The organism is Paenibacillus prosopidis (genome assembly GCF_003337375.1).
GTDB classification, from domain to species: domain Bacteria; phylum Bacillota; class Bacilli; order Paenibacillales; family Paenibacillaceae; genus Pristimantibacillus; species Pristimantibacillus prosopidis.
Window position 1 is genome coordinate 1 of record NZ_QPJD01000012.1, and the last position, 21,784, is coordinate 21,784.

At 47.6% G+C, this 21,784-nt stretch carries 25 protein-coding genes and 1 rRNA gene; 1 reads left to right on the top strand and 25 read right to left on the bottom strand.

All coding sequences use genetic code 11. The features are described from left to right. Positions 1-185 (bottom strand): 16S ribosomal RNA (locus DFP97_RS18650); the annotation flags it as partial. Between the two features lie 372 nt (positions 186-557). Next, positions 558-1,433 (bottom strand): nucleotidyltransferase-like protein, encoded by an 876-nt coding sequence (locus DFP97_RS18655; protein WP_245976411.1) that lies wholly within the window; start codon positions 1,431-1,433, stop codon positions 558-560. A 161-nt stretch (positions 1,434-1,594) separates the two neighbouring features. Here DFP97_RS18655 and DFP97_RS18660 point away from each other — a divergent pair, with 161 nt between their 5' ends. Then, entirely contained in the window at positions 1,595-1,936 is a 342-nt protein-coding gene (locus tag DFP97_RS18660; protein ID WP_181873594.1) for a YgzB family protein, read from the top strand. Between the two features lie 93 nt (positions 1,937-2,029). Here DFP97_RS18660 and DFP97_RS18665 read toward each other — a convergent pair whose 3' ends face one another. The 23 genes from DFP97_RS18665 to DFP97_RS18765 form a co-directional block, all read right to left on the bottom strand. Next, positions 2,030-3,754, bottom strand: a complete 1,725-nt coding sequence (locus DFP97_RS18665) for a glycosyl hydrolase family 18 protein (RefSeq protein WP_245976443.1) — start codon at positions 3,752-3,754, stop codon at positions 2,030-2,032. 114 nt (positions 3,755-3,868) lie between these two features. After that, a complete protein-coding gene (perR, locus tag DFP97_RS18670; RefSeq protein ID WP_114381716.1) occupies positions 3,869-4,300 on the bottom strand; it encodes a peroxide-responsive transcriptional repressor PerR in 432 nt (143 codons plus the stop codon). Between the two features lie 74 nt (positions 4,301-4,374). After that, positions 4,375-6,261, bottom strand: coding sequence for a DUF4097 family beta strand repeat-containing protein (locus tag DFP97_RS18675; RefSeq protein WP_114381717.1), 1,887 nt, complete (start codon positions 6,259-6,261; stop codon positions 4,375-4,377). Next, a complete protein-coding gene (locus tag DFP97_RS18680) occupies positions 6,243-6,950 on the bottom strand; it encodes an MgtC/SapB family protein (RefSeq protein WP_245976445.1) in 708 nt (235 codons plus the stop codon). The genes DFP97_RS18675 and DFP97_RS18680 overlap by 19 nt, the downstream gene beginning before the upstream one ends. A gap of 148 nt (positions 6,951-7,098) precedes the next feature. Then, positions 7,099-8,538, bottom strand: a complete 1,440-nt coding sequence (gene gatB / locus DFP97_RS18685; RefSeq protein ID WP_114381718.1) for an Asp-tRNA(Asn)/Glu-tRNA(Gln) amidotransferase subunit GatB — start codon at positions 8,536-8,538, stop codon at positions 7,099-7,101. Positions 8,539-8,572: 34 nt separating this feature from the next. After that, the gene (gatA, locus tag DFP97_RS18690) at positions 8,573-10,030 is read right to left on the bottom strand and encodes an Asp-tRNA(Asn)/Glu-tRNA(Gln) amidotransferase subunit GatA (protein ID WP_114381719.1); all 1,458 of its coding nucleotides are present in this window, start codon (positions 10,028-10,030) and stop codon (positions 8,573-8,575) included. Between the two features lie 35 nt (positions 10,031-10,065). After that, positions 10,066-10,353 carry an Asp-tRNA(Asn)/Glu-tRNA(Gln) amidotransferase subunit GatC gene (gene gatC, locus DFP97_RS18695; protein ID WP_114381914.1) on the bottom strand — a complete coding sequence of 96 codons (288 nt, stop codon included), beginning with the start codon at positions 10,351-10,353 and terminating at the stop codon, positions 10,066-10,068. A gap of 226 nt (positions 10,354-10,579) precedes the next feature. Beyond that, entirely contained in the window at positions 10,580-10,960 is a 381-nt protein-coding gene (locus tag DFP97_RS18700) for an ATPase (protein ID WP_114381720.1), read from the bottom strand. Between the two features lie 132 nt (positions 10,961-11,092). Beyond that, on the bottom strand, positions 11,093-11,302 hold the full coding sequence (locus tag DFP97_RS18705) for a sigmaY antisigma factor component (RefSeq protein ID WP_114381721.1): 210 nt from the start codon (positions 11,300-11,302) through the stop codon (positions 11,093-11,095). Next, the gene (locus DFP97_RS18710) at positions 11,290-11,628 is read right to left on the bottom strand and encodes a YxlC family protein (protein WP_114381722.1); all 339 of its coding nucleotides are present in this window, start codon (positions 11,626-11,628) and stop codon (positions 11,290-11,292) included. Before DFP97_RS18710 ends, DFP97_RS18705 begins: the two co-directional genes overlap by 13 nt. Next, entirely contained in the window at positions 11,615-12,379 is a 765-nt protein-coding gene (gene sigY, locus DFP97_RS18715) for an RNA polymerase sigma factor SigY (protein ID WP_245976418.1), read from the bottom strand. Before sigY ends, DFP97_RS18710 begins: the two co-directional genes overlap by 14 nt. Further along, a complete protein-coding gene (locus tag DFP97_RS18720) occupies positions 12,303-13,820 on the bottom strand; it encodes a PH domain-containing protein (RefSeq protein ID WP_181873577.1) in 1,518 nt (505 codons plus the stop codon). Before DFP97_RS18720 ends, sigY begins: the two co-directional genes overlap by 77 nt. Continuing rightward, complete coding sequence (locus DFP97_RS18725; RefSeq protein WP_114381724.1) at positions 13,813-14,292, bottom strand: PH domain-containing protein; 480 nt, start codon at positions 14,290-14,292, stop codon at positions 13,813-13,815. The genes DFP97_RS18720 and DFP97_RS18725 overlap by 8 nt, the downstream gene beginning before the upstream one ends. Before the next feature lie 21 nt (positions 14,293-14,313). Continuing rightward, positions 14,314-15,534 (bottom strand): M24 family metallopeptidase, encoded by a 1,221-nt coding sequence (locus tag DFP97_RS18730; protein WP_114381725.1) that lies wholly within the window; start codon positions 15,532-15,534, stop codon positions 14,314-14,316. A gap of 67 nt (positions 15,535-15,601) precedes the next feature. Beyond that, on the bottom strand, positions 15,602-16,087 hold the full coding sequence (locus DFP97_RS18735) for a hypothetical protein (RefSeq protein ID WP_114381726.1): 486 nt from the start codon (positions 16,085-16,087) through the stop codon (positions 15,602-15,604). 21 nt (positions 16,088-16,108) lie between these two features. Further along, entirely contained in the window at positions 16,109-16,534 is a 426-nt protein-coding gene (locus DFP97_RS18740; protein ID WP_114381727.1) for a hypothetical protein, read from the bottom strand. Next, the gene (locus tag DFP97_RS30805; protein ID WP_220271169.1) at positions 16,531-16,698 is read right to left on the bottom strand and encodes a hypothetical protein; all 168 of its coding nucleotides are present in this window, start codon (positions 16,696-16,698) and stop codon (positions 16,531-16,533) included. Before DFP97_RS30805 ends, DFP97_RS18740 begins: the two co-directional genes overlap by 4 nt. A 22-nt stretch (positions 16,699-16,720) precedes the next feature. Then, positions 16,721-16,870: a hypothetical protein gene (locus tag DFP97_RS30810; protein ID WP_181873579.1), complete on the bottom strand. Its 150-nt coding sequence runs from the start codon at positions 16,868-16,870 to the stop codon at positions 16,721-16,723. Positions 16,871-16,910: 40 nt separating this feature from the next. After that, on the bottom strand, positions 16,911-17,801 hold the full coding sequence (locus tag DFP97_RS18745; RefSeq protein ID WP_245976420.1) for a hypothetical protein: 891 nt from the start codon (positions 17,799-17,801) through the stop codon (positions 16,911-16,913). A gap of 13 nt (positions 17,802-17,814) precedes the next feature. After that, complete coding sequence (locus DFP97_RS18750; RefSeq protein WP_114381728.1) at positions 17,815-18,750, bottom strand: type II secretion system F family protein; 936 nt, start codon at positions 18,748-18,750, stop codon at positions 17,815-17,817. Beyond that, positions 18,743-20,074 carry an ATPase, T2SS/T4P/T4SS family gene (locus tag DFP97_RS18755; protein WP_245976422.1) on the bottom strand — a complete coding sequence of 444 codons (1,332 nt, stop codon included), beginning with the start codon at positions 20,072-20,074 and terminating at the stop codon, positions 18,743-18,745. The genes DFP97_RS18750 and DFP97_RS18755 overlap by 8 nt, the downstream gene beginning before the upstream one ends. A 44-nt stretch (positions 20,075-20,118) precedes the next feature. Next, positions 20,119-20,967: a CpaE/TadZ family protein gene (locus DFP97_RS18760; protein ID WP_114381730.1), complete on the bottom strand. Its 849-nt coding sequence runs from the start codon at positions 20,965-20,967 to the stop codon at positions 20,119-20,121. Continuing rightward, on the bottom strand, positions 20,964-21,689 hold the full coding sequence (locus tag DFP97_RS18765) for an SAF domain-containing protein (RefSeq protein WP_114381731.1): 726 nt from the start codon (positions 21,687-21,689) through the stop codon (positions 20,964-20,966). The genes DFP97_RS18760 and DFP97_RS18765 overlap by 4 nt, the downstream gene beginning before the upstream one ends. Positions 21,690-21,784: the final 95 nt, after the last annotated feature.

Genomic DNA, 21,784 nt, shown 5'->3' on the forward strand with positions numbered 1-21,784 from the left:
ACCAAGCTGTGTATCCGGTATTAGCATTCGTTTCCGAATGTTATCCCAGTCTTACGGGCAGGTTACCTACGTGTTACTCACCCGTCCGCCGCTAACCTTATCCCGAAGGACAAGATCCGCTCGACTTGCATGTATTAGGCACGCCGCCAGCGTTCGTCCTGAGCCAGGATCAAACTCTCCAAATTGGTGTTTGATTGCTCAATACTTTTTATCGCTTTTTCCGCTCATCCGTTAGGATTTGCGGGGCAGTTTTTACTCGTTGTTCAGTTTTCAAAGAACAATCTTTTCTTTCGCGTCAACCGTGTGTTTCTCATCGGCGACTTTTATAATATATCACATTTGCCTATCTCATTGCAAGCACTTTTTTTCGTCATTCGACATTTTTTTTAGTTTGTCGATTGAGTGTTTTAAGCATCCTGCAAAAGCGGCGAGTTCTAATGTATCATACGGCCCTCATTTACGTCAAGCATGTTTTTTCGTTTTGTTTATTTAATAAAAGAAGCGATTGTCTGCTCTTCAAAATGAGAGCAAAGCAACCGCTTCTTTCCTAAATAGATTTAATTCGCGATCATATACCGTAGCTCCAGCGCTCCTATATCACCTGACTCAGGCATAACAGCAACTTCGCGAATGTATTCCCGCATCACCAGCTTTTGCAGAACTAGCGACAAATCAACATGCAATACGTTTATAGAGGAATGCGACTGTAATTCCGCAATACTCCATGGTTCCTCACGACTTGCCAATATATCAAACAACAAGGAGCAGCTAGATTTCATTTTATTCATTACGGAGAACTCACACCCCAACATAACTAGCTGCACCCTTTGCTCTAGTGTCTCGGGACTGACGGTTAACTCCTCATAAAGCTTATATATGCCGGGATGAACGCGTTTCAACTGTTTCCATACGGTAAGCTCTGGATGACGTCCTTCTTCTATAAGTACAATGTGAGCCCAATGATGAAGTGCCGTGAGCACATGACTGTATGCATCCAGCAAATTGCCGTCCAATAGGTCCTGCTTTGCTTGCAAATAGGTCCTTAAGAAACCAGCAAACTCTGTAAACTGCTTTTGCTCCCGCATAGAAGTCGGAAACTGAAGAAGACGTTCACGCACACCGTTCAAATAGCCGTCGCGATCCACTAAAATCTCCCCCCGCACTAGCCACTCAATAATATTACGATTTTCTCCGCCTGATACCCATTCGTTCAAACTATTCGGATCAATCGTACGTATTAATACCCGCTTGCCGTCGAGTCGTACATGCTCCGTTTCATTAAGAGCGATGTCTTTCTTCATTATAACGAGTACTAACAAATCCAATCCATCAATGAGTGGATTGTAAGGATATGGATTTTCTATAACAGCTAAACCGATTAAATCAGGCTGTCCTCGATAGCTGCTTGCGATGCGTGCATTTATATGTTCCACTAGTTCCTCCATATAGCTAATCCCATTTTATTAAGCTATAATAATCTACAGATTAATTCTTTTTCGACAAGTCAGAGGCACATTCCTGCTTACTGCCGTAGAAAAACAGTCTCAATTTCATAAGTCATTAGTCATAGGAAGGGTTTGGACGCATGAACAAAATTTTCTTTAAATCTGCTAAAATTAATGAGTTCCGTCTCTGGGGGCTTGTTTTCACCCTCGTAGGTATGGGTGTTATGATACTCGGTACCGCCGGTATCGTTTTCTGGGGACAAGCAGGAAAAATCATTGCAGCTATCTTCATGGTTATCGGCATGATCTCCTTGCTCATTAGCGTTGCCGTGTATTTCTGGGCTGGCATGATGTCCACGAGCGCTACGATGCTGCAATGTCCGGAATGTGGACGTCAAACCAAAATGCTTGGAAAAACCGATCGCTGCATGTTCTGTAAAACAATGCTTACGTTAGATCCTGCTCAAGCAACGCAAAGTCCATCTGAATAACTAACATAAAACAATGAACGCCCCTTCCATATTAATTAATCGGAAGGGGCGTTCTCTTATTATTCATGAATCAATTTATTGTAATAAAAAAAATTATGGCCTTTTCTTCATAGCGTCATCAATGGTCTTCCATATAGATTTTGTTTGGAATGATCGCTGCCACGTGGCAACTCCGGCTAAATCATACTTTCGGACGATTGCTACACGCGCTTGCATCGATACATCATCCTCTATCCAAATTCGGTTTAGCGCTCCGCCCTCCGTATACTCGACATAATTTTGTCCAGCGGCAGCATCGAGTACAGGTTTTAGCTTCTTCTCAGAGATAATTCCCTTCACTTTATCCATACCAACCGCTTTAGAGGTTACAGCAACTTTGCCGTCAGTACCCTTTTTCTCCGTCCAAATTCGTGTATATAGGGGCATACTAAGAATGAGCTTACTCGCAGGCACGCCGTCCTCCTCCATAATACGTACGATCGAGCTTTCCGTCCATGGTAAGGAAGCAACTGAGCCTGATTTCGGACTTGATGCCCAGTGCTCATCGTATGCCATGACCATCATATAATCTACGACACTGCCCAGCGCTGCTCGATCAAGAAATAACGACCACATTTCACTGTTCGATTTTGGAGTTACATCAATTGAAACAACTAGTCCTTGCTCGTGCAGGAGCGGTGTAAGCTCTCTGACAAACTGTACAAAGTTTTCTTTATCGGAAGTGTGAACATTTTCAAAATCGATATTAATACCTTGCAAGCCGTACACTTCAGCAAAAGCAAGGAGCTGTTGGATCATAGAAAATCGTGTCTCGACTGTTGCCAATGCCTTCGTCGTTCGATCAGGCTCAAAGTTATTGCTAAACAATGCCCATATTTGCAATCCTTGCTGATGCGTCCATTTCACATAAGCAGGATCAGCTTTCCCTTTAATCGTCCCATTATCGTCTGCCAATTCAAACCAAGTCGGACTAACTACATTCACACCTTGCATCGGTCCAATTTGGGCCGTATCTATTTTTTGATCATACACTGCTTCCCAAGTCATATTAATTTTATTACCCAGTACCTTCCAAGCAATAAAGGCTGGTTCACGAACAGGCTCAGGCACTTGATCAATCGTGGTGAGCTTTACATCTGTTTTGTTAATAAATCCGACTCTTCCGCTTGCGCTCTGCACAAGAAGCCAGCCGTTCTGTTCCTTCCAAATTCGTACGGTACTCGTCTGAGGAATGTTTTCTATAAAAGGAGCCCGAATCGTCGCTTCAGTTCGCAGCGCCGCTCCTTTTTCCGGCGTTGCTTCAGCTAGCTGTATCGTATCCCCGGCTGACAAGAGGGTCACAATGCCTGTATCCTCTACGAATTCCACCTTAATGCCGTACAGTTCTTCGAGCGGCGCTGAAGGAATATAAACGGTACCGTTTGACGTCTCAGCAGTAACCGTTAAGTCATAGGGCTTCTGGTTAATGGTGGCTGTCAAGGAGTCTGTCTTCAGATGAAGCACTTTATTGGCTGTCGTAAAAATAATCGAACCGGATTCCGGCTCATACCGGATAGGCTTGTCCTGTCCAAGCACCTGCTGAAGCACGTTTAGCGGCAGCTTCACTTCATTATTATCTATAACTGCCCCTTGCTCGGCTTCCATACCATGAACCATGATCGGATATTCTGACTTATATATTGGATCAACCATTTCACTATTTGGTATAAACCGCATATATCCAAACCAACCCATAGAAGCAATAGCTGCAACAATAAACAAAAACAACATGCTCCGAACACCTCGGCCGCGTCTCCGGCGCGGTGCCCGGTTGTACATCGTTTCCAAGTCATCACTCTCCTGTATGCTAGCATGCAATTGTTGTCATTAATAAAAAACGTGCGGATTAGCGTTTAATCGCTTCCCAGCACGTTCATGTAGGCTTATGGCCGTTTACTTCGTTGTTACATTACAGTTCGAGCACAAGCCATATATTTCCATTCGATGTCCTTCGACTACGAAGCCCGTCACTCGAGACGCAGCTTTTTCCACCTCAAGCAATGGCGGATAGTCAAAATCGACGATTTGCCCGCAATTTTTGCAGATGGCATGGTAATGATCGGATAAATCCGAATCAAAACGACTTGAATCATCGCCATAAGTCAATTCACGCAATAAGCCAGCTTCAACAAACAATCGCAGATTGTTATATATCGTAGCTACGCTCATGCTCGGATAAGTTGGAGAGAGCGCTTTATAAATTTCATCTGCTGTAGGGTGTGACATGGAGTCCATCAAGTAGCTTAATATGGCGTGACGTTGCGGGGTCATTCGGACGCCATTCATCTTCAGTTGCTCAAGTGCTAAGTTAACGTTGGCTCCCATTCCCCTCACGCCTTTCAATGTAGTTAAAACTATTGTACGTTCTAGTTTAAGAATTTGTCAATGAAAGCGCCTTTTTAGGAAGGCCGATATCGCTTGATCGCAATGCTGTTCGTTGCATTAATTTGAACACGGAAAGTACCTTCACCCATTGTGCCTCTTATTGTTTTCTTGCTTGCTTCTAACGGCAGCTCGGTTGTGATATTACCGAAAGTTACCGATCCGTAAATAGTGAAATTACCGTCCTCGGGCATCGAAAGCTTTATTTCGCCAATCGAGCTGTCCAAATCCCAGTCGCCCCCAACCGTGCCGCTGTTTAGCTCTATACTGCCATTAAGGGTATCCGCCTTTACCGATGCTCCGGCGCCGTCGATTTTAATTTTACCGTTCTTCGTCTCAGCTTCGATGTCACCTTCAATTTGTTTTATTTCCAAGCTGCCGTTAAGCGTATTTGCATAGAGCTTCCCTTGGACCGCAGCAGCGGTTATCGTTCCATTCTTTGTTTCGAGATTGCTGTCTCCTGTAATGGCATTCACATGTATGCCGCCATTATTTCCTTTTACGGACACTGGACCGTTTATGTTCCCGATTGTTACAAGCCCGCTGTTGCTCTTTATCTCAAGCCCGCCATGTAACGTTAATCCCATAACTTCTACAGGTCCGTTTCCGGATTCCACTTTCAACTTCACGGCTGGCTTCTGCTCCAGCTGGGCTTCAGGTGTCGATTCAAGCTCTGTCTCTAACCCAGTATCCGGATCAATTCGCACTTCAGTATTTATATGCATCTTCTGATCGTTCTGTGTTACCGAATAAACCGGCAATGTCGATTCGATTAGCGTCGTTTCCTCTGCCTCTAATTGGTCTGACATGGACAGAGGCACCGTAACTATCATGTTCATTCTCGGCTTTCTGCCTCCATTAGCGCCGTAGGCTTGCCCTTTTGCTTCAAGAGTTACCTCATTACCGGGAGTTATCTTAACTGTTGACTGTTCGGCAACCGTTTCAGCTTCGGATTCTTCCGTTAAATCAACCCATACGGCAGTTTGAAGTTCAATTTCCTGTACATCCGCTGATCGGATTGTAACTTGTCCATTCGGATTTACAACTCGAATAAGAGAAGCCGATTCGTCCAGAGGAACTTTTATTACAGCTTTGTCAAAACGAAAGCCTTTCTCTTCCCCATACTCCGCCGTACCGTTCAAGTCGACATTAAATTGATCAAGCCAACGAAATGGAATATCGGCATACTGCGTAACGACATATGCGGTCGTGGTAATAACTAACGCAATCATTCCGCCTACAATGTCAAGTCGGAGCTTTTTTTCCATTCCTCTGAACTTTAAACTAAACAATATAATTTCTATGCCAAGTAAAATAAATAGGACAGGCCACCATTGTCCAAGCAGCGAAATATCGTTACGGCCTTGTATTTGATCCCACAGCAGCAATGCACCGACCGTGAGGACTAGCGCCGCTGCAGTAAATCTCCCCAGCTTATACATTGACACCGTTCCTTTCCGTAAACGAAGCAGCAATACTGCAGTAACTATAATAATTGGGCCTACACACAGCTCAGCCAGCTCATTCATCCATGGCAAAATGACTTCAGGCGGCTTCAACAATATGAGCATGATCGTACCTGCGAACAAAAGTAATATACCGTGTATAAGGCCTAACGGAACTGGACTGTCATCTTCCACTTCCATGCTTTGGAGGGAATCAAATACACTTATAAAATAAAAAACGGGAAGCATAATACCTAAATAAACGATGAGGAGCAAATGTCTGCCGCCATCAGAATCCGCAAGACGTACGATTGCCGTTAAATCAAGCAAAAAAGAGGCTATTAACAGCAAGCCTTTCGGATGTTGCCCCGTATACATGTGGCCAGCACCCGGCATCAGAAAGGCGAAAAGTACTGCAAGCAGCCTGCTTTTTTTTCGTTTTATTCCGAGCTTACCCAACGTACACCCTCCAAATGCTTTAATTGATCGAGTATCGAGAGAAGTGCTTCCGATTTCGGTAATGTCACATAGATCTGTAGTATGACTTGACCTGCATTTCCCTCATCCTCGCACTCCTCCAACAGCATTTTTCGGATCAAAATTTTCCGCTCTGACATAAACCCGTTAATGCTGCGTAAGGCTTGCGATAAATCATTAGCTTTTATTTTGAGCAGATACTCTTTCTTGGCGCTGAGATATCTCTTCTCCAGCTTGTTAAAAGCCCATAAGGTAAGAAGTACCATAAAAGTCGTTATTGCGGAAGCGAAATAAAAACCCGCTCCAACTGCTAATCCAATTGCAGATACAACCCATAAAGAGGCAGCCGTCGTTAGTCCTGTAATCGATTTGCCGGTAAACAATATCGTGCCTGCGCCGAGGAAACCGATGCCGGTAATGACTGCGGCCGCAAGACGAGCGGGATCAACCCTTACATTCGGCTCGTCGACAAAGGCAGCAAAACCATACATCGAAAGCAGCATAAGCAAGCAAGAGCCTAAGCAGACAAGTATATTCGTGCGCAAGCCGGCCGCATGATTGGATGATTCCCGTTCGAATCCGATAAGACCGCCTAACAATAAAGCGAGAAGCAGCCGGAGCAGAATTTGCAGCTCACTAATGTACCATGGATCATTAATTGGTGTGTTCATCATCGTGTTATCCCGACCTTTCTCTATACGTTATTGTAACATAATTGTATGCAGCGAATAGATCCTACAAGTCCACTAGCCATTATTGAAAATAAATGAAGACGCGTCTCATCGCTACGATGAACCGCGTCTTCACTTGCAGCTGTGTTTATTTTAACCGCTCTAACAGCAGCTTATTAACGAGTGCCGGATTTGCTTTACCTTTGGTTTCTTTCATAATTTGACCGACAAGGAAACCAATTGCCTTTTCTTTGCCTGCTCTGTAATCCTCTACGGATTGCGGGTTCGCTTCGACAATTTGATTGACAATCGATAATATCGCGCCTTCATCGCTAATTTGAACGAGCCCTTGCTCTTCAACGATTTGCTGCGGGAGCTTGCCCGTCTCGAGCATTGCTTTAAATACGGTTTTTGCGATTTTACCGCTGATCGTGCCTTTCTCAAGCAAGCCGATCATTTCGCCCAGCCCTTGACCGGTAATTTTCACATCCGTTATTTCCTGACCGTTCGCATTCAAATACCCGAGAAGATCGCCCATGATCCAGTTGGAAACCGCTTTGGCATCCTTTGTATACGAGAGACTTTCTTCGAAGAAATCAGCAAGTTTCTTCGAGGAAGTAATGACTTCAGCATCATAGGAAGGCAGGCTGTAATCAGCTGTATAACGTGCTTTGCGGGCATCCGGCAATTCTGGAATAGTTGAACGGATGCTTTCCTTCCACTCTTCGCTTATATGAAGCCTGACGAGATCCGGGTCCGGGAAGTAACGGTAGTCATGCGCTTCTTCCTTACCGCGCATCGAGAACGACTTGCCTAGCGTATCGTCGAACCTGCGCGTCTCCTGGACAACCTCTCCGCCGCTATCAAGAATTTCCGCTTGACGGAACTGCTCATACTCGAGACCGCGCTGAACGCCCCGGAAGGAGTTCATATTTTTTAGCTCTGCCCGTGTACCGAATTCCTTCTGACCGTACGGACGAAGACTAATATTCGCATCACAGCGCAAGCTTCCTTCTTCCATCTTCACATCGGATACGTCGCAATATTGCATGATCGCCTTCAGCTTCTCAAGGTAAGCTTTTGCTTCCTCCGGCGTACGAATATCCGGCTCCGATACGATTTCGATCAGCGGCGTACCAACGCGGTTAAAATCGACAAGCGACGCATAGCCGCCGTCTACGTGTGTCAGTTTACCCGCATCTTCTTCAAGATGCAGTCGGGTAATACCAATTCGTTTCGTCTCGCCGTTCACTTCAATGTCGATCCAGCCATTTTCGCCGATCGGTTGATCGTATTGCGAAATTTGGTACGCCTTTGGCGAATCAGGATAGAAATAATTTTTACGGTCAAATTTGCTGACATCGGCGATTTGGCAATTGATAGCCATTGCCGCTTTCATCGCATATTCTACCGCTTGGCGGTTCAGTACCGGCAGCACGCCGGGGTGCCCAAGACAGATTGGACAAGTATGGGTATTCGGCGGGGCGCCAAAAGCCGTTGAACAACCGCAAAAGATTTTACTATTCGTATGCAGCTCCACATGGACTTCCAGTCCGACCACCGTTTCGTATTTATTCGGTTCAGACATTCGTATCGATCCCTTCGTAAACGTATATAACCGCTTATAGCTGCGGACGTTGTTTATGATGCTCGGTATTCTGCTCGAACGCATGAGCGGCGCGCAGCACCGTCGATTCGTCGAACGGTTTGCCGATAATTTGCAGCCCGATCGGCAAGCCTTCAGCGGAACCGCATGGAATGCTAATCGCAGGAATGCCTGCTAAGCTAACCGGTATAGTACAAATATCGTTCAAATACATCGTCAGCGGATCGCCAACCTGCTCCCCGATGCGGAATGCCGGTGTCGGCGCCGTTGGGCCGATAATCAGATCATATTGGCTGAATACTTGATCAAAATCCTGCTTAATAAGTGTCCGCACCTTCTGTGCTTTCAAGTAATAAGCATCATAGTAACCGGAGCTAAGCGCGTATGTGCCAAGCATAATCCGGCGCTTCACCTCGGGGCCGAAGCCATGGCTGCGCGATTTGCGGTACAAATCGATCAGGTTGGACGGGTTGTCCGCCCGAACGCCGTAGCGTACGCCGTCAAAGCGGGCCAGGTTCGAGGATGCTTCTGAAGAAGCAAGCAAATAATAGGTAGCAATGGCATATTCGGTATGCGGCAGCGATACTTCTTCCCATGTTGCGCCCAGCGATTCGTAGACAGCAAGGGCTTTCAGGACTGCTTCTTTTACGCGAGGATCGATACCCTCTCCAAGATATTCCTTCGGGACGCCGATGCGCAGCCCCTTAACATCACCTGTTAATGCGGATGTGTAATCAGGAATGTCAACATTTGCAGAGGTTGAGTCGCCTGCATCATAACCGGCAATCGCCTGAAGAACATAAGCCGAGTCCTCAACATTTTTCGTAAGCGGACCGATTTGATCCAGTGAAGAAGCAAAAGCGACAAGTCCAAAGCGCGAAACGAGGCCGTAGGTCGGCTTAAGTCCAACGATACCGCAATAAGCAGCCGGTTGACGAATCGATCCGCCAGTGTCAGAGCCAAGCGAGAAATATACTTGTCCCGCAGCCACAGATGCTGCCGAACCGCCGCTTGAACCTCCTGGCACGTATTCCGTATTCCAAGGGTTACGGGTCGGATAGAAGCTTGAGTTCTCGTTCGAGCCGCCCATTGCGAATTCATCCATATTTAGCTTTCCAATCGTAACCGATTGCGCCGCCTTCAATTTACGAACCGCAGTTGCGTCATAGATCGGATTATAATTGCTTAAGAACTGGCTCGCGCAAGTCGTAAGCAACCCTTCCGTCACAATATTATCCTTAATACCCGCAGGCAAACCAAACAGCAGACCGCGTTCTCCGCCTTCTTGCAACAGCTTGTCCAGTTCAGAAGCCTGCAGGCGTGCGTTCTCCTCATTTAATGAAATAAAAGCCTTAATAGCAGGCTCAGTTTCCGCAATTCTCGCATACGATGCGCTAACCAGCTCGGAGACGGATAGCTCCTTGTTGTTAAGCTTGTTATGTACATCCTGCAGGCGCAAATCAAACAGTGCCAACAGTAGTTCCTCCCTTCAAATAAAACCCATTCTTATTATTCAAGCACCGCTGGCACTTTAATTTGTCCATCTTCTTCATCAGGCGCATTTAGCAGCACCTTCTCGATCGGAAGCGACGGGCGCTCTTCATCCTCCCGCATAACATTCGTAATCGGCAGCACATGGCTCGTCGGTTCGACATTATCGGTATCCAGACTATTCAGCTTTTCCGCATATTTCAAAATAGCATTGAGCTGCTCCGTAAACTGTGATTTCTCCGAATCAGACAGCTCGAGCCGCGCCAAATTGGCGACATGCTCAACATCCTTGGTTGTAATGCTCATCGGTATATCGTCCTTTCTAAAAGTTTTGTGCAGCAAATCTCGCTTCGTAAGCATCTAACTTAAGTGTTCCGAAGCAAAACCGGCTAAGTAAGCTTTACTCCCGGTAATCATTCTTCCTATTATAGCTTACATATACGGCTAACATCAATGTAATCGAAAATGTAAAAAGGCCGTCCTTCGTCATCGCAATGACTGACAGGACGGTCCTCTATACGTCTTCGAGCAGCTAAATCCATGCCTTCAAATTAACCTGGCGTATAAAATCCGCTTGGCTGAGCGGTTCCTTGGCTGCATTTTCCGGTTCGGGCTCCGGGTCGTCACCGTTCATAATGCGCTTGAACAGTTCCTCGTTATGCGTCGCGAGCGCAAAATCGATAAGCGCCTCTCGCTCTATACGGTCAACCTCATCCTGAATGAGCACCTCTTCGAGCTCAACATCTTCATCCGGTATAAGGAAGTTACGGTTAGCCGTCGGTACACGAAGTACATAATCAAATACATTATCCGCATTACGGTCGTAAGCAATTATATAACCATATTCCCCAATGGGAAGGTTTTGTTCATATTGGTCAGCCACTATGACGACCTTTGTACCTAATTGTAGCATCGTCCTCAACTCCTATTTCTTCGCCGCTGATTCTATCACTACTATCCTACTAAAAAATAGTAGCGGTGTCCAATCGGGAGAGAGAACTTTACGGATCGGCATCGTTAATCAACTGCAGGGCCGTTCATAAAATCAACCTTTTCCTCGCCGGAACCACCCGCTTCGGACAAAAATAAAATAAAAGATTAGCGGCATCGGAACTTGGATTAATCCCCATATGCCCCAAAACCAAGGCATGCTGTTCCGCTTGCGCGCATCAATGAACAACCAAGTCGATTGTGTAATCAGAACTGACGCGAGCAGCACCCAAAACCAAACCGATTCGCGGATTACCTGTTCCATTCGCGCCCCACCCTTTTGCCAAACGTCATACCGGCAAATACGATTCCTCCTGCTGCAATAGCGGATTGAAAGACAGCGAACCATACCCAGTTACGGTCCACTATCCACATCATGAAACCAAAAATGAAGCATGCCGCTAACCAGAACAGCATGAGCTCCTTCCATAGCTTCCGCTTCACCTCGCGCTTATGCTCATGCACCAGCTGTTCGAATGCATGCAGCTCAGGCACGGACGGCTCGTGAACGTCATCAAACCGTTTCACCGCTTTACCGATCTGATTATCGAACCATTGCTGATCGCCATTTTCCGTTTTATGCTTCTTCATGCTCCGTAAGCTCCTTCCGCAGCTGCTTTAACCCGTTATGCAGCCTCGATTTTACCGTTCCTACCGGAATGTCCAGCATAGTGGAAATTTCCTCCTGCGCGTAGCCGTAATAATACTTGAGGAGCACTGGTATCCGAATATCGCTATGCAATTCACCTAGTGCCTGAAGTGCTTCCGGCCATTCATTCATCCGCTGCAGCGTGTCGTAGCGCATGGCCCGCAGCGACTGCTCCTCCTGCAGCCACTGCTTCTCCCGCTCATTTCGTCTGATCCGGTCAACGACAAGCCTGGATGCGATAGTAATGAGCCAAGTCGAAAATTTTGCTTTCCCTTGGAACGTCGATATTTTCTCAATGGCCTTGAGCATTGTCTCTTGCGTGACATCCTCTGCGCGGGCTTTGTTCATCGTTACCTTCAGGACGTATTGATACAAAAAAGAATAGTGTTGGCGCAGCAGTTCGGAGAGCGCTCGCGAATCGCCGCGAATCGCCTGCTTGATCAGTATCGTCTCGTCTTGCACGAGCGTGAATGCCCCCTTCATGTTGTTGATGTTATAGCTAAGACGGTTAAACTTCTTGTTTCGTTCATTGGTGTAAAAAACTTTTTTAATAGTTGCAAAAAACAACTGCAGGAGCGTCATTCCCACCTGCAGTTGTTGAAGTGAAGCTTCTATTCTATTGTTTGCTGCGGCTGTACCATTGCCATATCGGCAGCACATCCGCTTGATCCATACAAGAAACCCGGTAATCAAACGGACTGCCCATCGCATGGACCGAAAGAGTAAGCAGCTTCCTGCGCTGCTGCTGGGTCGTGCGGTTCACCCGCATCGTAACGATTTGCGGCCGACGGATCAAATAGGTTGATCGTGATATGAACCTGCGCCGGAGCGTTAGCTGACCGTCTTCGAGCTTCAAGCCGGCAGCTTTGTAGCAGCTTCTCCTCCACCAAACGACGATCGGAATGAGCAGCAGCGACCACAAGCCGTCAGCATTCAAGAGTACGATCAGCGCCATGCATACAGCTATCGTTATCATTAGTTCAATTCTAACGTAATAGAGTAACGCCCGATTCGGCGCGCCCGTCAATTCGTCATTTGAAGGGAGCTTCACCTGCGGAACGAAAGCCCTTAGCACCTTGTGCACATCCGATCGTTTCACGAATGGATGCAGCATAAGCTGCTCCTTCTTATCCGACGAAATAACCTGGAGCTGAACTTCCGCGTAACCGATTGTTTGACGCAGAAGGCCTTCTTTTATAATGACTGCCTGCACTTTTTTCGGATCAAATACATGTGTTTTTTTCTCGAGCAAGCCATAGGAAACCGATATTTGCGCGCCGTCTCTTCTAACCGTAAAGCCGCTGTACTTCAGTATGTACAGAACGATCGAGAGCAGCCAGGCAAATCCCAGACCTAACACAATGATAAACGCAATGATTATATAGCTTGGCATCAAGCTTACGGAATCTTCAACGACCGTCTCAAAAAAATGCTCGGGGAGCAGTTGATCAATAAAATCGTCTGCCAGTGAATACAAGCCTGCTATAAATGCGGCCACTAGTCCAAAATTCATTGAAGTCGCAGCAGCCTGAAGCAGCTGAGCCGTATTAAGACGAAATGCTGGCGTATTGAGTTGAAATTCAGTTGTTATTACCGGATTAAAAGCCGGGTAGTTCATCTGAGCTAGCGGTTTCACATCTGATTCTACCTTTAAAGTTGTCTGCAGCTGATTCTCCGGCTGAACGCTCGCTTTCGCTTGCCCTCTTAGCATAAGCTGAATTTGGGTAGCTTCTTTTACAGAAAGTGCAGGCAAAACCCCATCTGCTTTCTTGTTGCCTCCAGGCGTCTCAATTTTCACCTGCGCTACCCCGAGCAGACGCTGGATGAGCGGCTGCTCTACATTAACCGAATGGATGCGGCCGTAATAAATAGTCTTCTCATCGCGGAACAGCAGGCCCTTCCGAATAATAATTCGGTCTTCCTCCAGCCAAAACCCGAATTTCTTCCACTCTAGAAAGCTAAATAACAAAATACTGACCGCAGCTGCCGCAACGCCTGCATACCAATACCAACGCAGCTCTGACCAGTCAATGCCTTTAAATAGTGCAATTAAAATAAAAGGGATAAACCCTTGAATCGTGTTCAGCAGTCCGAACAGAATATAAACAGGATGAAGCTTTCGGCGTTCACTCATCCTGATCATCCACCTTAGCAAGAATGCCGATTCTCCGCTTCAGCTGCTGTGCCTCCGACTGTTTCAGACCGCTTATGCGGTGCGTAGTCGCAGCCGTAACGATCGATACGCTCGCAAGGTCAAATTTACGCATCAACGGTCCGCTTTCCAGCTCGACATGCTGGACGCGAACCATCGGGACGAGTACATTGCTCATAAAGATAAGTCCGGATTGAATTTCCAGCTCATCGTCAAACAGCTCATATTGAAATCTCGCATACTTCATATGCGGTATGATCCAAGTAAACAATATGAACGTGATGCAAAAAATAGACAATGCGATCCATCCGGGTACCAAAGTCCAATCCTTCCATGCCGCGAAAATGAAGTAGGCGATTATAAAGATTAGAAATATCCCGTGTGATATAAGATCGCTTATCCGATACACCTTGATATAGTCGCGATGAAGCCTTTTCGTTAACTGCCGATCCATTAACCCATCTCCTTCATTCATTTAAGGCAGCACTATAAGCTCCGCTTTTGAACGTGTCAACGCTTTGGCACCATGCTCCGTAATAAGATAGCTGTTCTCTATGCCAACTACGCCTTGTCCCGGAAACGTGAATTTTGGTTCTACGGCTATTACCATGCCTGGCTCCAGCGGTATATGAAAGCCTTTGGCGAGCACGGGCCATTCGTCTATCTCAAGTCCGATGCCATGACCCAAAAACTTTGCTTGATCCGCCCCATAGCCCATAAAATGATCCGACAGCCCTGAAGCGGCGCAGCTCGCGAGTGCTTCCTCATATAGCTTCGAACATAGGGTGCCGGGAACCATACGCTGCTCCGTTGCCAGGATAATCGATTCAGAAACTTCATACGCATGCTTTAGCGTGACGGGCAACTCCCCAATCACAGCCGTTCGAGTCTGGTCAATGACATAACCATCGATGCAGCAGCCGATATCGATTAATATCGGCTCATTCCGCTTTACAATCGATCTGCTGACGCTTTGCGGCGAAGCTGCTCCAAGGCCAAGGCCACCAGCCGGACCGTCAAAATAAGTTGGAACGGCCGCGGCTGCTCCCGAAATGACCATTCCGGTCGTAATTTCCTGATTATAGCCGCGCATACGCATTTGACCGATATGACCGCGGATGCGTAATTCATATTCAACGCGAGCCATCCAAGCAAGCTCGCTGACACCCTCACGCAGCTCATTCAGCGATTCATTGAGCGCTTCGGCAACAACCTCTGCGGCTGCTTCGATTCTGCTGATTTCCAATGGATCCTTTATCATTCGCAGCCTGCGGATGTGGGCGGATCCGTCAATAAGCGAGCAGCGACCCGATGCTCCAAGCAGCTCCGAGAGCTTATGAAACGTCTGGGCTGGAAGAACATCCAGATCGGCTGCAATTCGCAGCTCCACCCCGTCACGGAATAAAGATGGATAATCATGAAGCAGAGTCTGCCCAAAATGACGAAAAACACCAAGCTCCGCTACCCGAACCGCAGTCTCCAGCTTCGCCCGTTCAAAGCTGCGCCTAACGTAAAAGGTAGCTTCGCCGGTGCTCGGAATAAAGAGATATCCATTCTGCATGGACCCGCTGAAATAATATAAGTCGATATTTTGGGTAATAAGAAATGCGTCTATATGCTCCGTCTGCATCGCTTCCTGCAGACGTTCAATCCGTTGCCGCACGAGCCCGGCAGGAATATCCGCTGTTATGTTCATAATCTCGAGGATCAGCTCCTAGATTTCAATTTCCCTCCTCTTATTACACCAATTTTCCAATTTTTCGTCAACCTGTAACGAGCTCGGCCGCCCCCTTTATATGCCATTCAATTGAATCCAGCAGCTGAAAGGCGCGCGGGTATATAACATGCGCAATCATAACGACTCCCGGGCGCTGCAGTGTGACCTCATATTGGTAAGTATCATTGCGGTAAGTATAGGGAAAGATGCGATCGTCATTCACGACCTCGAACACAACCACTTCCACTGGATGTTTAAATAATGAATCTGAAAGAGGCATTCCATTCTCATCCAGCCTCAAATTAACCCGCAAATAACGGGCTGCCGTTTCTGCCGCCGCATCTGGCGCTATTTGAAGCAGGCCGTCGCCAAACGCCTCCGGATCAAGCTGCTGCGCGGCCGCATGCACGGCTCGATTGACGGCGTGCTTCCCTAGGAACAAGGTTTGCATCGCCAGCTCCTCCTCGATCTGCAGCAAATGAATCGAGATCCATACCGACATCATAACTACGATGAGCAAAAGCTTGTACATCGATTCAACCGCCTCCTGCGCTTAAGGCACATATTCGCTCATCTTCATTCCAAAAGCCCTCATCCTTTCGCTCGGCAAAGGCGGTGTTAAACCGATTAAACGATCAATTTCAAATAAGTTTTCATACGGATAGCTCATTGTTAACGATATGCCCGTTCCGCGCGGCACTGGACCGCTGGGATTAGATGCATCAACTCCGCTTGTCGTCGTTAACTCAAAGAGGATTTCGTCAGGCTGCATCCCGAACCGCGCCATCCGCTGGCGTGACTGCTCCTGCATCGTATCGCTTATATAGCCGTAGCTCCCGCTGGCACCTACTTCAAGCAAATAATCAACCTCTTGCTGAAGTACGGCCTGCCTGACGATGAGCACATGTTTATAAATAGGGGAGAACATGAGCCAGCAAAGCAGCGCCGAAAACAATACGAATATTAAAATTTGTTTCATGGACTCATTCCCCGAATGTGCTCACTGACCGTTCCGCCCGCACCTTGTATTTGCCGCTTCATCCCCGCATCCCCTTCAGCAACCGCTTGGTACAAGAATATGACTGTTATAAGGAGCAGCATCGAGACGAGTATACCGCGCACAAGTCCGCACCTCACTCTCATTTCCATTTGCCTTAAGAGGACATTACGGCAGAAGTTGACCGATTTTCGTGTTTGCCGAACTGCCTTGCGATTCGATTTGGCTTCTTGTCCCTGTCGTATCTTTAGCGATGATTGTATTGAACAGTACGATAACGACAACCAGCATCATGACGGTCATTAAAATGTTACGCATTCGAGCACCTCCCTTCCATTATTCAAACGGCTCTCTATAATCAGCTGAGCGACTGAAACAGCTTCTGGCCTTCTCGCACCCACGGATAAATAAATACTTGGAAGGTGTACAAAATCGGAATACCCGCAATAACAAACAAGAAATAAGAGGTTGATTCCTTGCGGCTTTCTTTGGCCAGCTCAATTTTCTCCTTGTAGTCTTCGATCCTTATCCGCAGCAGCTCGTAATATTGCTCACTTTCATGCAGCCGAATGGCATCAAGGGTCTCGACAAAGCTTAGCCCTTCATCGGTACCGATCCGCTGCTTGAACCGCCGCAGCGCTCCTCCTGCATCGTGATACCATTCTGCCAGCAACCGTTCCAAATCCCCCCTCATCAGCCTCGTGAAAGGTACGCACCGCATCAGCTTTGCGTGAATATGAAGCGAGGAATCAGACAGATAAAGCAATTGATTGCTTACTACGAATATTTCTTTGGTCATCTGCAATCCGCGAACCTTACGAATGGAGCGCAGCCATGTCAAATCGCAATACACCAGCATGAACAGAAGCGGCGCAGGCAAAACAAAGGATACGGGGATGTGCTCACTCAAATGTACCCGCAGCAGCGCCACCAACAAAACCGCACCAATAAAGAAGAAGCCTTGCAGCAGCCGTCTAGCCAGTACATACCATGCTGCATCCGCCGTTACACCGCAACCGGCAAGCAGCAGCTCCCGCTCCGCGAAAGAAGGCTTCTGCCTCGAAATACGGAACAGCCTCAGCCATTTATCCGGCACAAGCCTTGTTCTCCAGCTTAAAAACGCCAGATGCTTCCACCGTGCAGGCCGTCTCGGCAGCAGCTGCAGAACGGCATAAATAGCAGCTGCACCGAAAACATATTGCCCTGCCAATACGGCAATCCGGACGGCCATTCCTGTCCATTCGTGCATCCTCGTCCTCCATTCACATTTTTTTGCGAGACAGCCACAATCCCATCAGAAACGAAGCAAAAATAAGCACCATTGCATTGAGCAGCATTTCTCGCCCCTGCGGATCAACCACGTAATAGTAGTACGAGTTGTCTTTGTTATAACGAAGATTGATTCCGATAAATAAAGCAAGGAACAGCACCGGTGAGAAGTTTGCTACCCGGATCTCAAGCAGCCGGTTTCTCTCCTGCTCATTAGCCCGCCTTGCCTTCCGCATGTCTGAAAGCAGCTCCTTCAGGCTGCCGGAAATGGGAACGCCCTCTACGAGTGCCACCCTCAAAATATTAACGAAATAATCAGCCCATAAATGTCCAAGAGATGCCGCCAGCAGTCTCAAGCTCGCTTCATCGTCACCGCGAACCGAAAGGTTGCGATACAGCTGCTCAAAAACCGATTGCATCGGACCGAGCAGGCGTCTCTCCTCGACTGTGCGCTGTAAAGCAACCCGAACCTGACGTTCACCGGTGACAAGATAGCATTGATAAAATAGCTCAACAGCGGGCAAGAAGTCCATTTGTGTCTGCATGCGGCGATGAACGAGCATTGCCCTCAAAATCGTATAAGGCAAGAAACCAAGCAACCCGCCGAATAGCAGAGTGCCCTTTACACTTTGAAAGAAAACACCGCCCGCAACGACTCCTCCAAGCAGCAGCAATCCGGATAAAGTTGCGAAGGCACCTGACGTCACCTTAAGCTGCAGCGTTTCTAATAATTCAGACAAATGCCTGTACAGCTTTTCGAATCGCTTGAATCGTTCGGCCACGCGGTATCGCCAGCCTGATTTTGCCCGGTAGATTAGCCGGCTCCTGAGATGCTGTTCCTTCGACCAAATAATGAACAAGTTATAAAGGACGATAAACAATAACCAAAACAGCAAGATTACTGCTGCAGCTGTCGACAGCTTATTCATTAGCATCACCGTAAAAAGCCATTCGTGCCGCTGCCTTCTGTGAAGGCTCTGATGGATATACCCAATCACCCAAAGACTCGTCGAACCTTACCCAATCCCTGATCTGAGTCTGCCCATGCCCAGCCTCCCAACTCAGCTCTCCAATGCGCTTAACAACTCTACGTCCATTTACATATCCCATTTCAATGCCAACCTCAGTTACATATTGTGTGATCCGCTTCGTCAATCGTTCGGCATTCATCCCTCTGCCATCCAGCATGCACATATCCGTTATTGCTTCCGGCACATCCTCAAGGCTGTTGGCATGCACAGTCGTCATACTGCCGGAGTGCCCCCTCGTACATGCACGCACATAAATATTGGCGTCCAAATCCCGAATTTCGGCATGAATAATTCGCTGCGGTGATTGCCTAAGCGCCAGCTTAAAGGCTTGATCCGACCGGTGATAAGGATCCTCTTCCTCCGTCTCGTATTCCACCACATTTTTGTTTGGAAAATCCCGCCCGAGCATCATTTCGAATCGACCTTCAATCGTAATGATTCTCTCCTCATCGGGCAGCTCGGCTATTAAGGCCTTCATGAGATTCGTTTTACCGGAATTAGTCGGCCCGATAATAACAAGATTAAATCTTGCGGCCAACACGGCTCTAAGCAGCCGTTGTATATGGTGATTCATCGTCCTATAGAATGAAGAGCATAATGCCTCTAAGCTAAAGCTTCGCACCGTATAAAATCGTATCGTCAAGGTTGGACAAGCCGTGAAGCCGAAGCCGGTCATCGTTACCCGCGAGCCGTCCCGCAGCATGACTTCCGCCCAGCGCTTGCGTGGATTAATGCGGTCATTATTATAGAGAACTAGATTTTGTTGAATCCGCTCCACCTCTCGAACACTATCAAACCGGTAAGCAGAAAGTGCCGTGACCCCATCCTTAACGATAAAAATCCGTTCGCCGACCACTTGAATTTCTTCAAGCCCTTCCTTATTCACAAGTACCAGCTCGAGGACATTGAGGCCGATTACTTCCGCGAACAATGCCTCCGCCAGCGTTTGATACGGATGCTGCAAATTAGCGAGTCCATGGATTCGAAGTCTAATCAAACGGTCTGTTATAACCGCGAGCACCTGCTCCCGCTCTTGCGCAAACCCGAGCACAGCGCGATTTAGCGTCTCGCTGTACTGTCTTCGTTCTTCCTCGCCCAGCCCATGGGGAGAACTTAAGTAAGTTCTTATATCATCTGCGAGCCGACCAAATTCACTGCTGCCTGAAGGCCCACCCTCAGGCAGCGCCTGCTCATTCTCCCGAATCTCACGTTCCGATACCATCTGTGCCGCAAATTCCGAGGGTGAAAATCGGTTTTCCGGCGCCATCAAGAGCTTGTACCGTTACGGTGACTCAGCAGCTTACGATACCAGGGCTGAACGGAAATGGACGATGTCATGCTGCGCATACCGTGGCGCTGCATGAGCGCTTTCGCAGGCGTCCGCATCGCTTGTTTGCCCTCTACGTCCGCGTTCAACCATTCTGCATACGTACCACTGTCTAATTGGCTGAATACTGGTTCACTTAGTTGAAATTGTCCGAGTGCCGTTGTACCCGTCTCTTTACAAATATGCTTCATGTGATAGCCTCCATTTCTCCAGGGTGAATTAAGTACGATGCAATCGTATTGATCAGATGCAACTCCGAAGATCGGAGATACTTGTCCAATCCAACGCCGGCCGTCCTCTTGAAAATGCGACAGGGCTGACGTTGTAACAAGAATCCGCGAGCTGGCTCTGCGAATGGAACAAATCGTAGCTGCATTGTCCCAATACGCGCTAACATCAAGCACAACGAATGCAAAGGCTTGCCCGGCAACCGCAAGCAAGTGATCCGCCTCCTCCGGAGTGAAATACTCTGCTTGGTCTCTCAAAATATTACCGAACAGCACATGCAAATTCGGCTGCTTCGGTACCGAATATGCCGCTCTGCGCAGCTTATCCGGTGTCAGCGTATGCGAGCGAAGCTCGGGACGAAGCTTATCCAGCGTTACTACCGGTTCATCAACGCCGATATAACGATGTATCTTTGCACTTTTCAGGTTAAGACATAAGTATCCGATCGGTTTACCGCTTATTTCTGCTATCCGATAAGCCGTTGCAAATGCAGCTGCAGTCGTTCCTATATTAGGGGTCGTGCCTATAAAGGCGGCGAGAGGCGCGTTAGAACCGTTCACGGCTCCCCGACCTCCCCTTCAGCAAGTAAATCAAGCGATTCCGGGCTGTAAGCAACGACTAGCTTTAAAGCGCCATTTTTGCACAAGCTGTCAATTTGGAGCCACTGCGCTTCCGACAAATTTAAATTCAAATATTCAATCATTCCGTTTGCTTCACGCCTAGCCGCATACATTTGCTCTTTATTCCCGTCAGCCAATGACAATAAATTCGGATTTTCAATACTATCGATTTCTACGTTTCCTGATGTTTTGACCGATGCAACGGTGACCGCTTCTTTAAAGAGGCGCTGGGAAGGAGAACCGTCTCCAGAAGCGTACAGCAGCACTTTATCACCTGCTCTAATTCCGTTAGAAATCGAACGGATATACTCCTTCGGAATTTGAAATGTCGATTCAGTGCGTTTGGGCTGCAAATAGTAACGATCCACCTTCCAGTCCAAAATCGGCTCGCCTTTGCCCAGAGGTATGACGGTTTCCATCCCTGCGGCATAGTCAGTATCAACTAGCATTTCAGGCATGAAGGCGGAGTTGGGCACCATCTTATACTCCAAGTCGCTCTTCTGCAGCCGCTCGCCTGCTGCGATAAACCGTTTTGGCACAAGCACTGCAACCGTTTCCTGCCGCTCAATTTGAATGCGCTGAAGCTTATACATTCCGTACACCAGGGATGCTGATAACATTGCGGCCGTCAAGCTTATAACTATGTTCCTTCTCCTGTTCATCGCCACTCCTCTCCGAGCATAAAAAAAAGAACGCACCAGCAGCCACCTAAGGCTCACTACGTGCGTTCTTCGCATAATAATGCTCTCATATAAGA

What these genes read in the sequence shown, in the direction of transcription:
- DFP97_RS18665 (WP_245976443.1), bottom strand. Translation starts at nt 3,754, where the DNA reads ATGTACAACCGGGCACCGCGCCGGAGACGCGGCCGAGGTGTTCGGAGC.
- perR (WP_114381716.1), bottom strand. Translation starts at nt 4,300, where the DNA reads ATGGGAGCCAACGTTAACTTAGCACTTGAGCAACTGAAGATGAATGGC.
- DFP97_RS18680 (WP_245976445.1), bottom strand. Translation starts at nt 6,950, where the DNA reads ATGAACACACCAATTAATGATCCATGGTACATTAGTGAGCTGCAAATT.
- gatB (WP_114381718.1), bottom strand. Translation starts at nt 8,538, where the DNA reads ATGTCTGAACCGAATAAATACGAAACGGTGGTCGGACTGGAAGTCCAT.
- gatC (WP_114381914.1), bottom strand. Translation starts at nt 10,353, where the DNA reads ATGAGCATTACAACCAAGGATGTTGAGCATGTCGCCAATTTGGCGCGG.
- DFP97_RS18700 (WP_114381720.1), bottom strand. Translation starts at nt 10,960, where the DNA reads ATGCTACAATTAGGTACAAAGGTCGTCATAGTGGCTGACCAATATGAA.
- DFP97_RS18705 (WP_114381721.1), bottom strand. Translation starts at nt 11,302, where the DNA reads ATGGAACAGGTAATCCGCGAATCGGTTTGGTTTTGGGTGCTGCTCGCG.
- DFP97_RS18710 (WP_114381722.1), bottom strand. Translation starts at nt 11,628, where the DNA reads ATGAAGAAGCATAAAACGGAAAATGGCGATCAGCAATGGTTCGATAAT.
- DFP97_RS18720 (WP_181873577.1), bottom strand. Translation starts at nt 13,820, where the DNA reads ATGAGTGAACGCCGAAAGCTTCATCCTGTTTATATTCTGTTCGGACTG.
- DFP97_RS18725 (WP_114381724.1), bottom strand. Translation starts at nt 14,292, where the DNA reads ATGGATCGGCAGTTAACGAAAAGGCTTCATCGCGACTATATCAAGGTG.
- DFP97_RS18730 (WP_114381725.1), bottom strand. Translation starts at nt 15,534, where the DNA reads ATGAACATAACAGCGGATATTCCTGCCGGGCTCGTGCGGCAACGGATT.
- DFP97_RS18735 (WP_114381726.1), bottom strand. Translation starts at nt 16,087, where the DNA reads ATGTACAAGCTTTTGCTCATCGTAGTTATGATGTCGGTATGGATCTCG.
- DFP97_RS18740 (WP_114381727.1), bottom strand. Translation starts at nt 16,534, where the DNA reads ATGAAACAAATTTTAATATTCGTATTGTTTTCGGCGCTGCTTTGCTGG.
- DFP97_RS30805 (WP_220271169.1), bottom strand. Translation starts at nt 16,698, where the DNA reads ATGAGAGTGAGGTGCGGACTTGTGCGCGGTATACTCGTCTCGATGCTG.
- DFP97_RS30810 (WP_181873579.1), bottom strand. Translation starts at nt 16,870, where the DNA reads ATGCGTAACATTTTAATGACCGTCATGATGCTGGTTGTCGTTATCGTA.
- DFP97_RS18745 (WP_245976420.1), bottom strand. Translation starts at nt 17,801, where the DNA reads ATGCACGAATGGACAGGAATGGCCGTCCGGATTGCCGTATTGGCAGGG.
- DFP97_RS18750 (WP_114381728.1), bottom strand. Translation starts at nt 18,750, where the DNA reads ATGAATAAGCTGTCGACAGCTGCAGCAGTAATCTTGCTGTTTTGGTTA.
- DFP97_RS18755 (WP_245976422.1), bottom strand. Translation starts at nt 20,074, where the DNA reads ATGGTATCGGAACGTGAGATTCGGGAGAATGAGCAGGCGCTGCCTGAG.
- DFP97_RS18765 (WP_114381731.1), bottom strand. Translation starts at nt 21,689, where the DNA reads ATGAACAGGAGAAGGAACATAGTTATAAGCTTGACGGCCGCAATGTTA.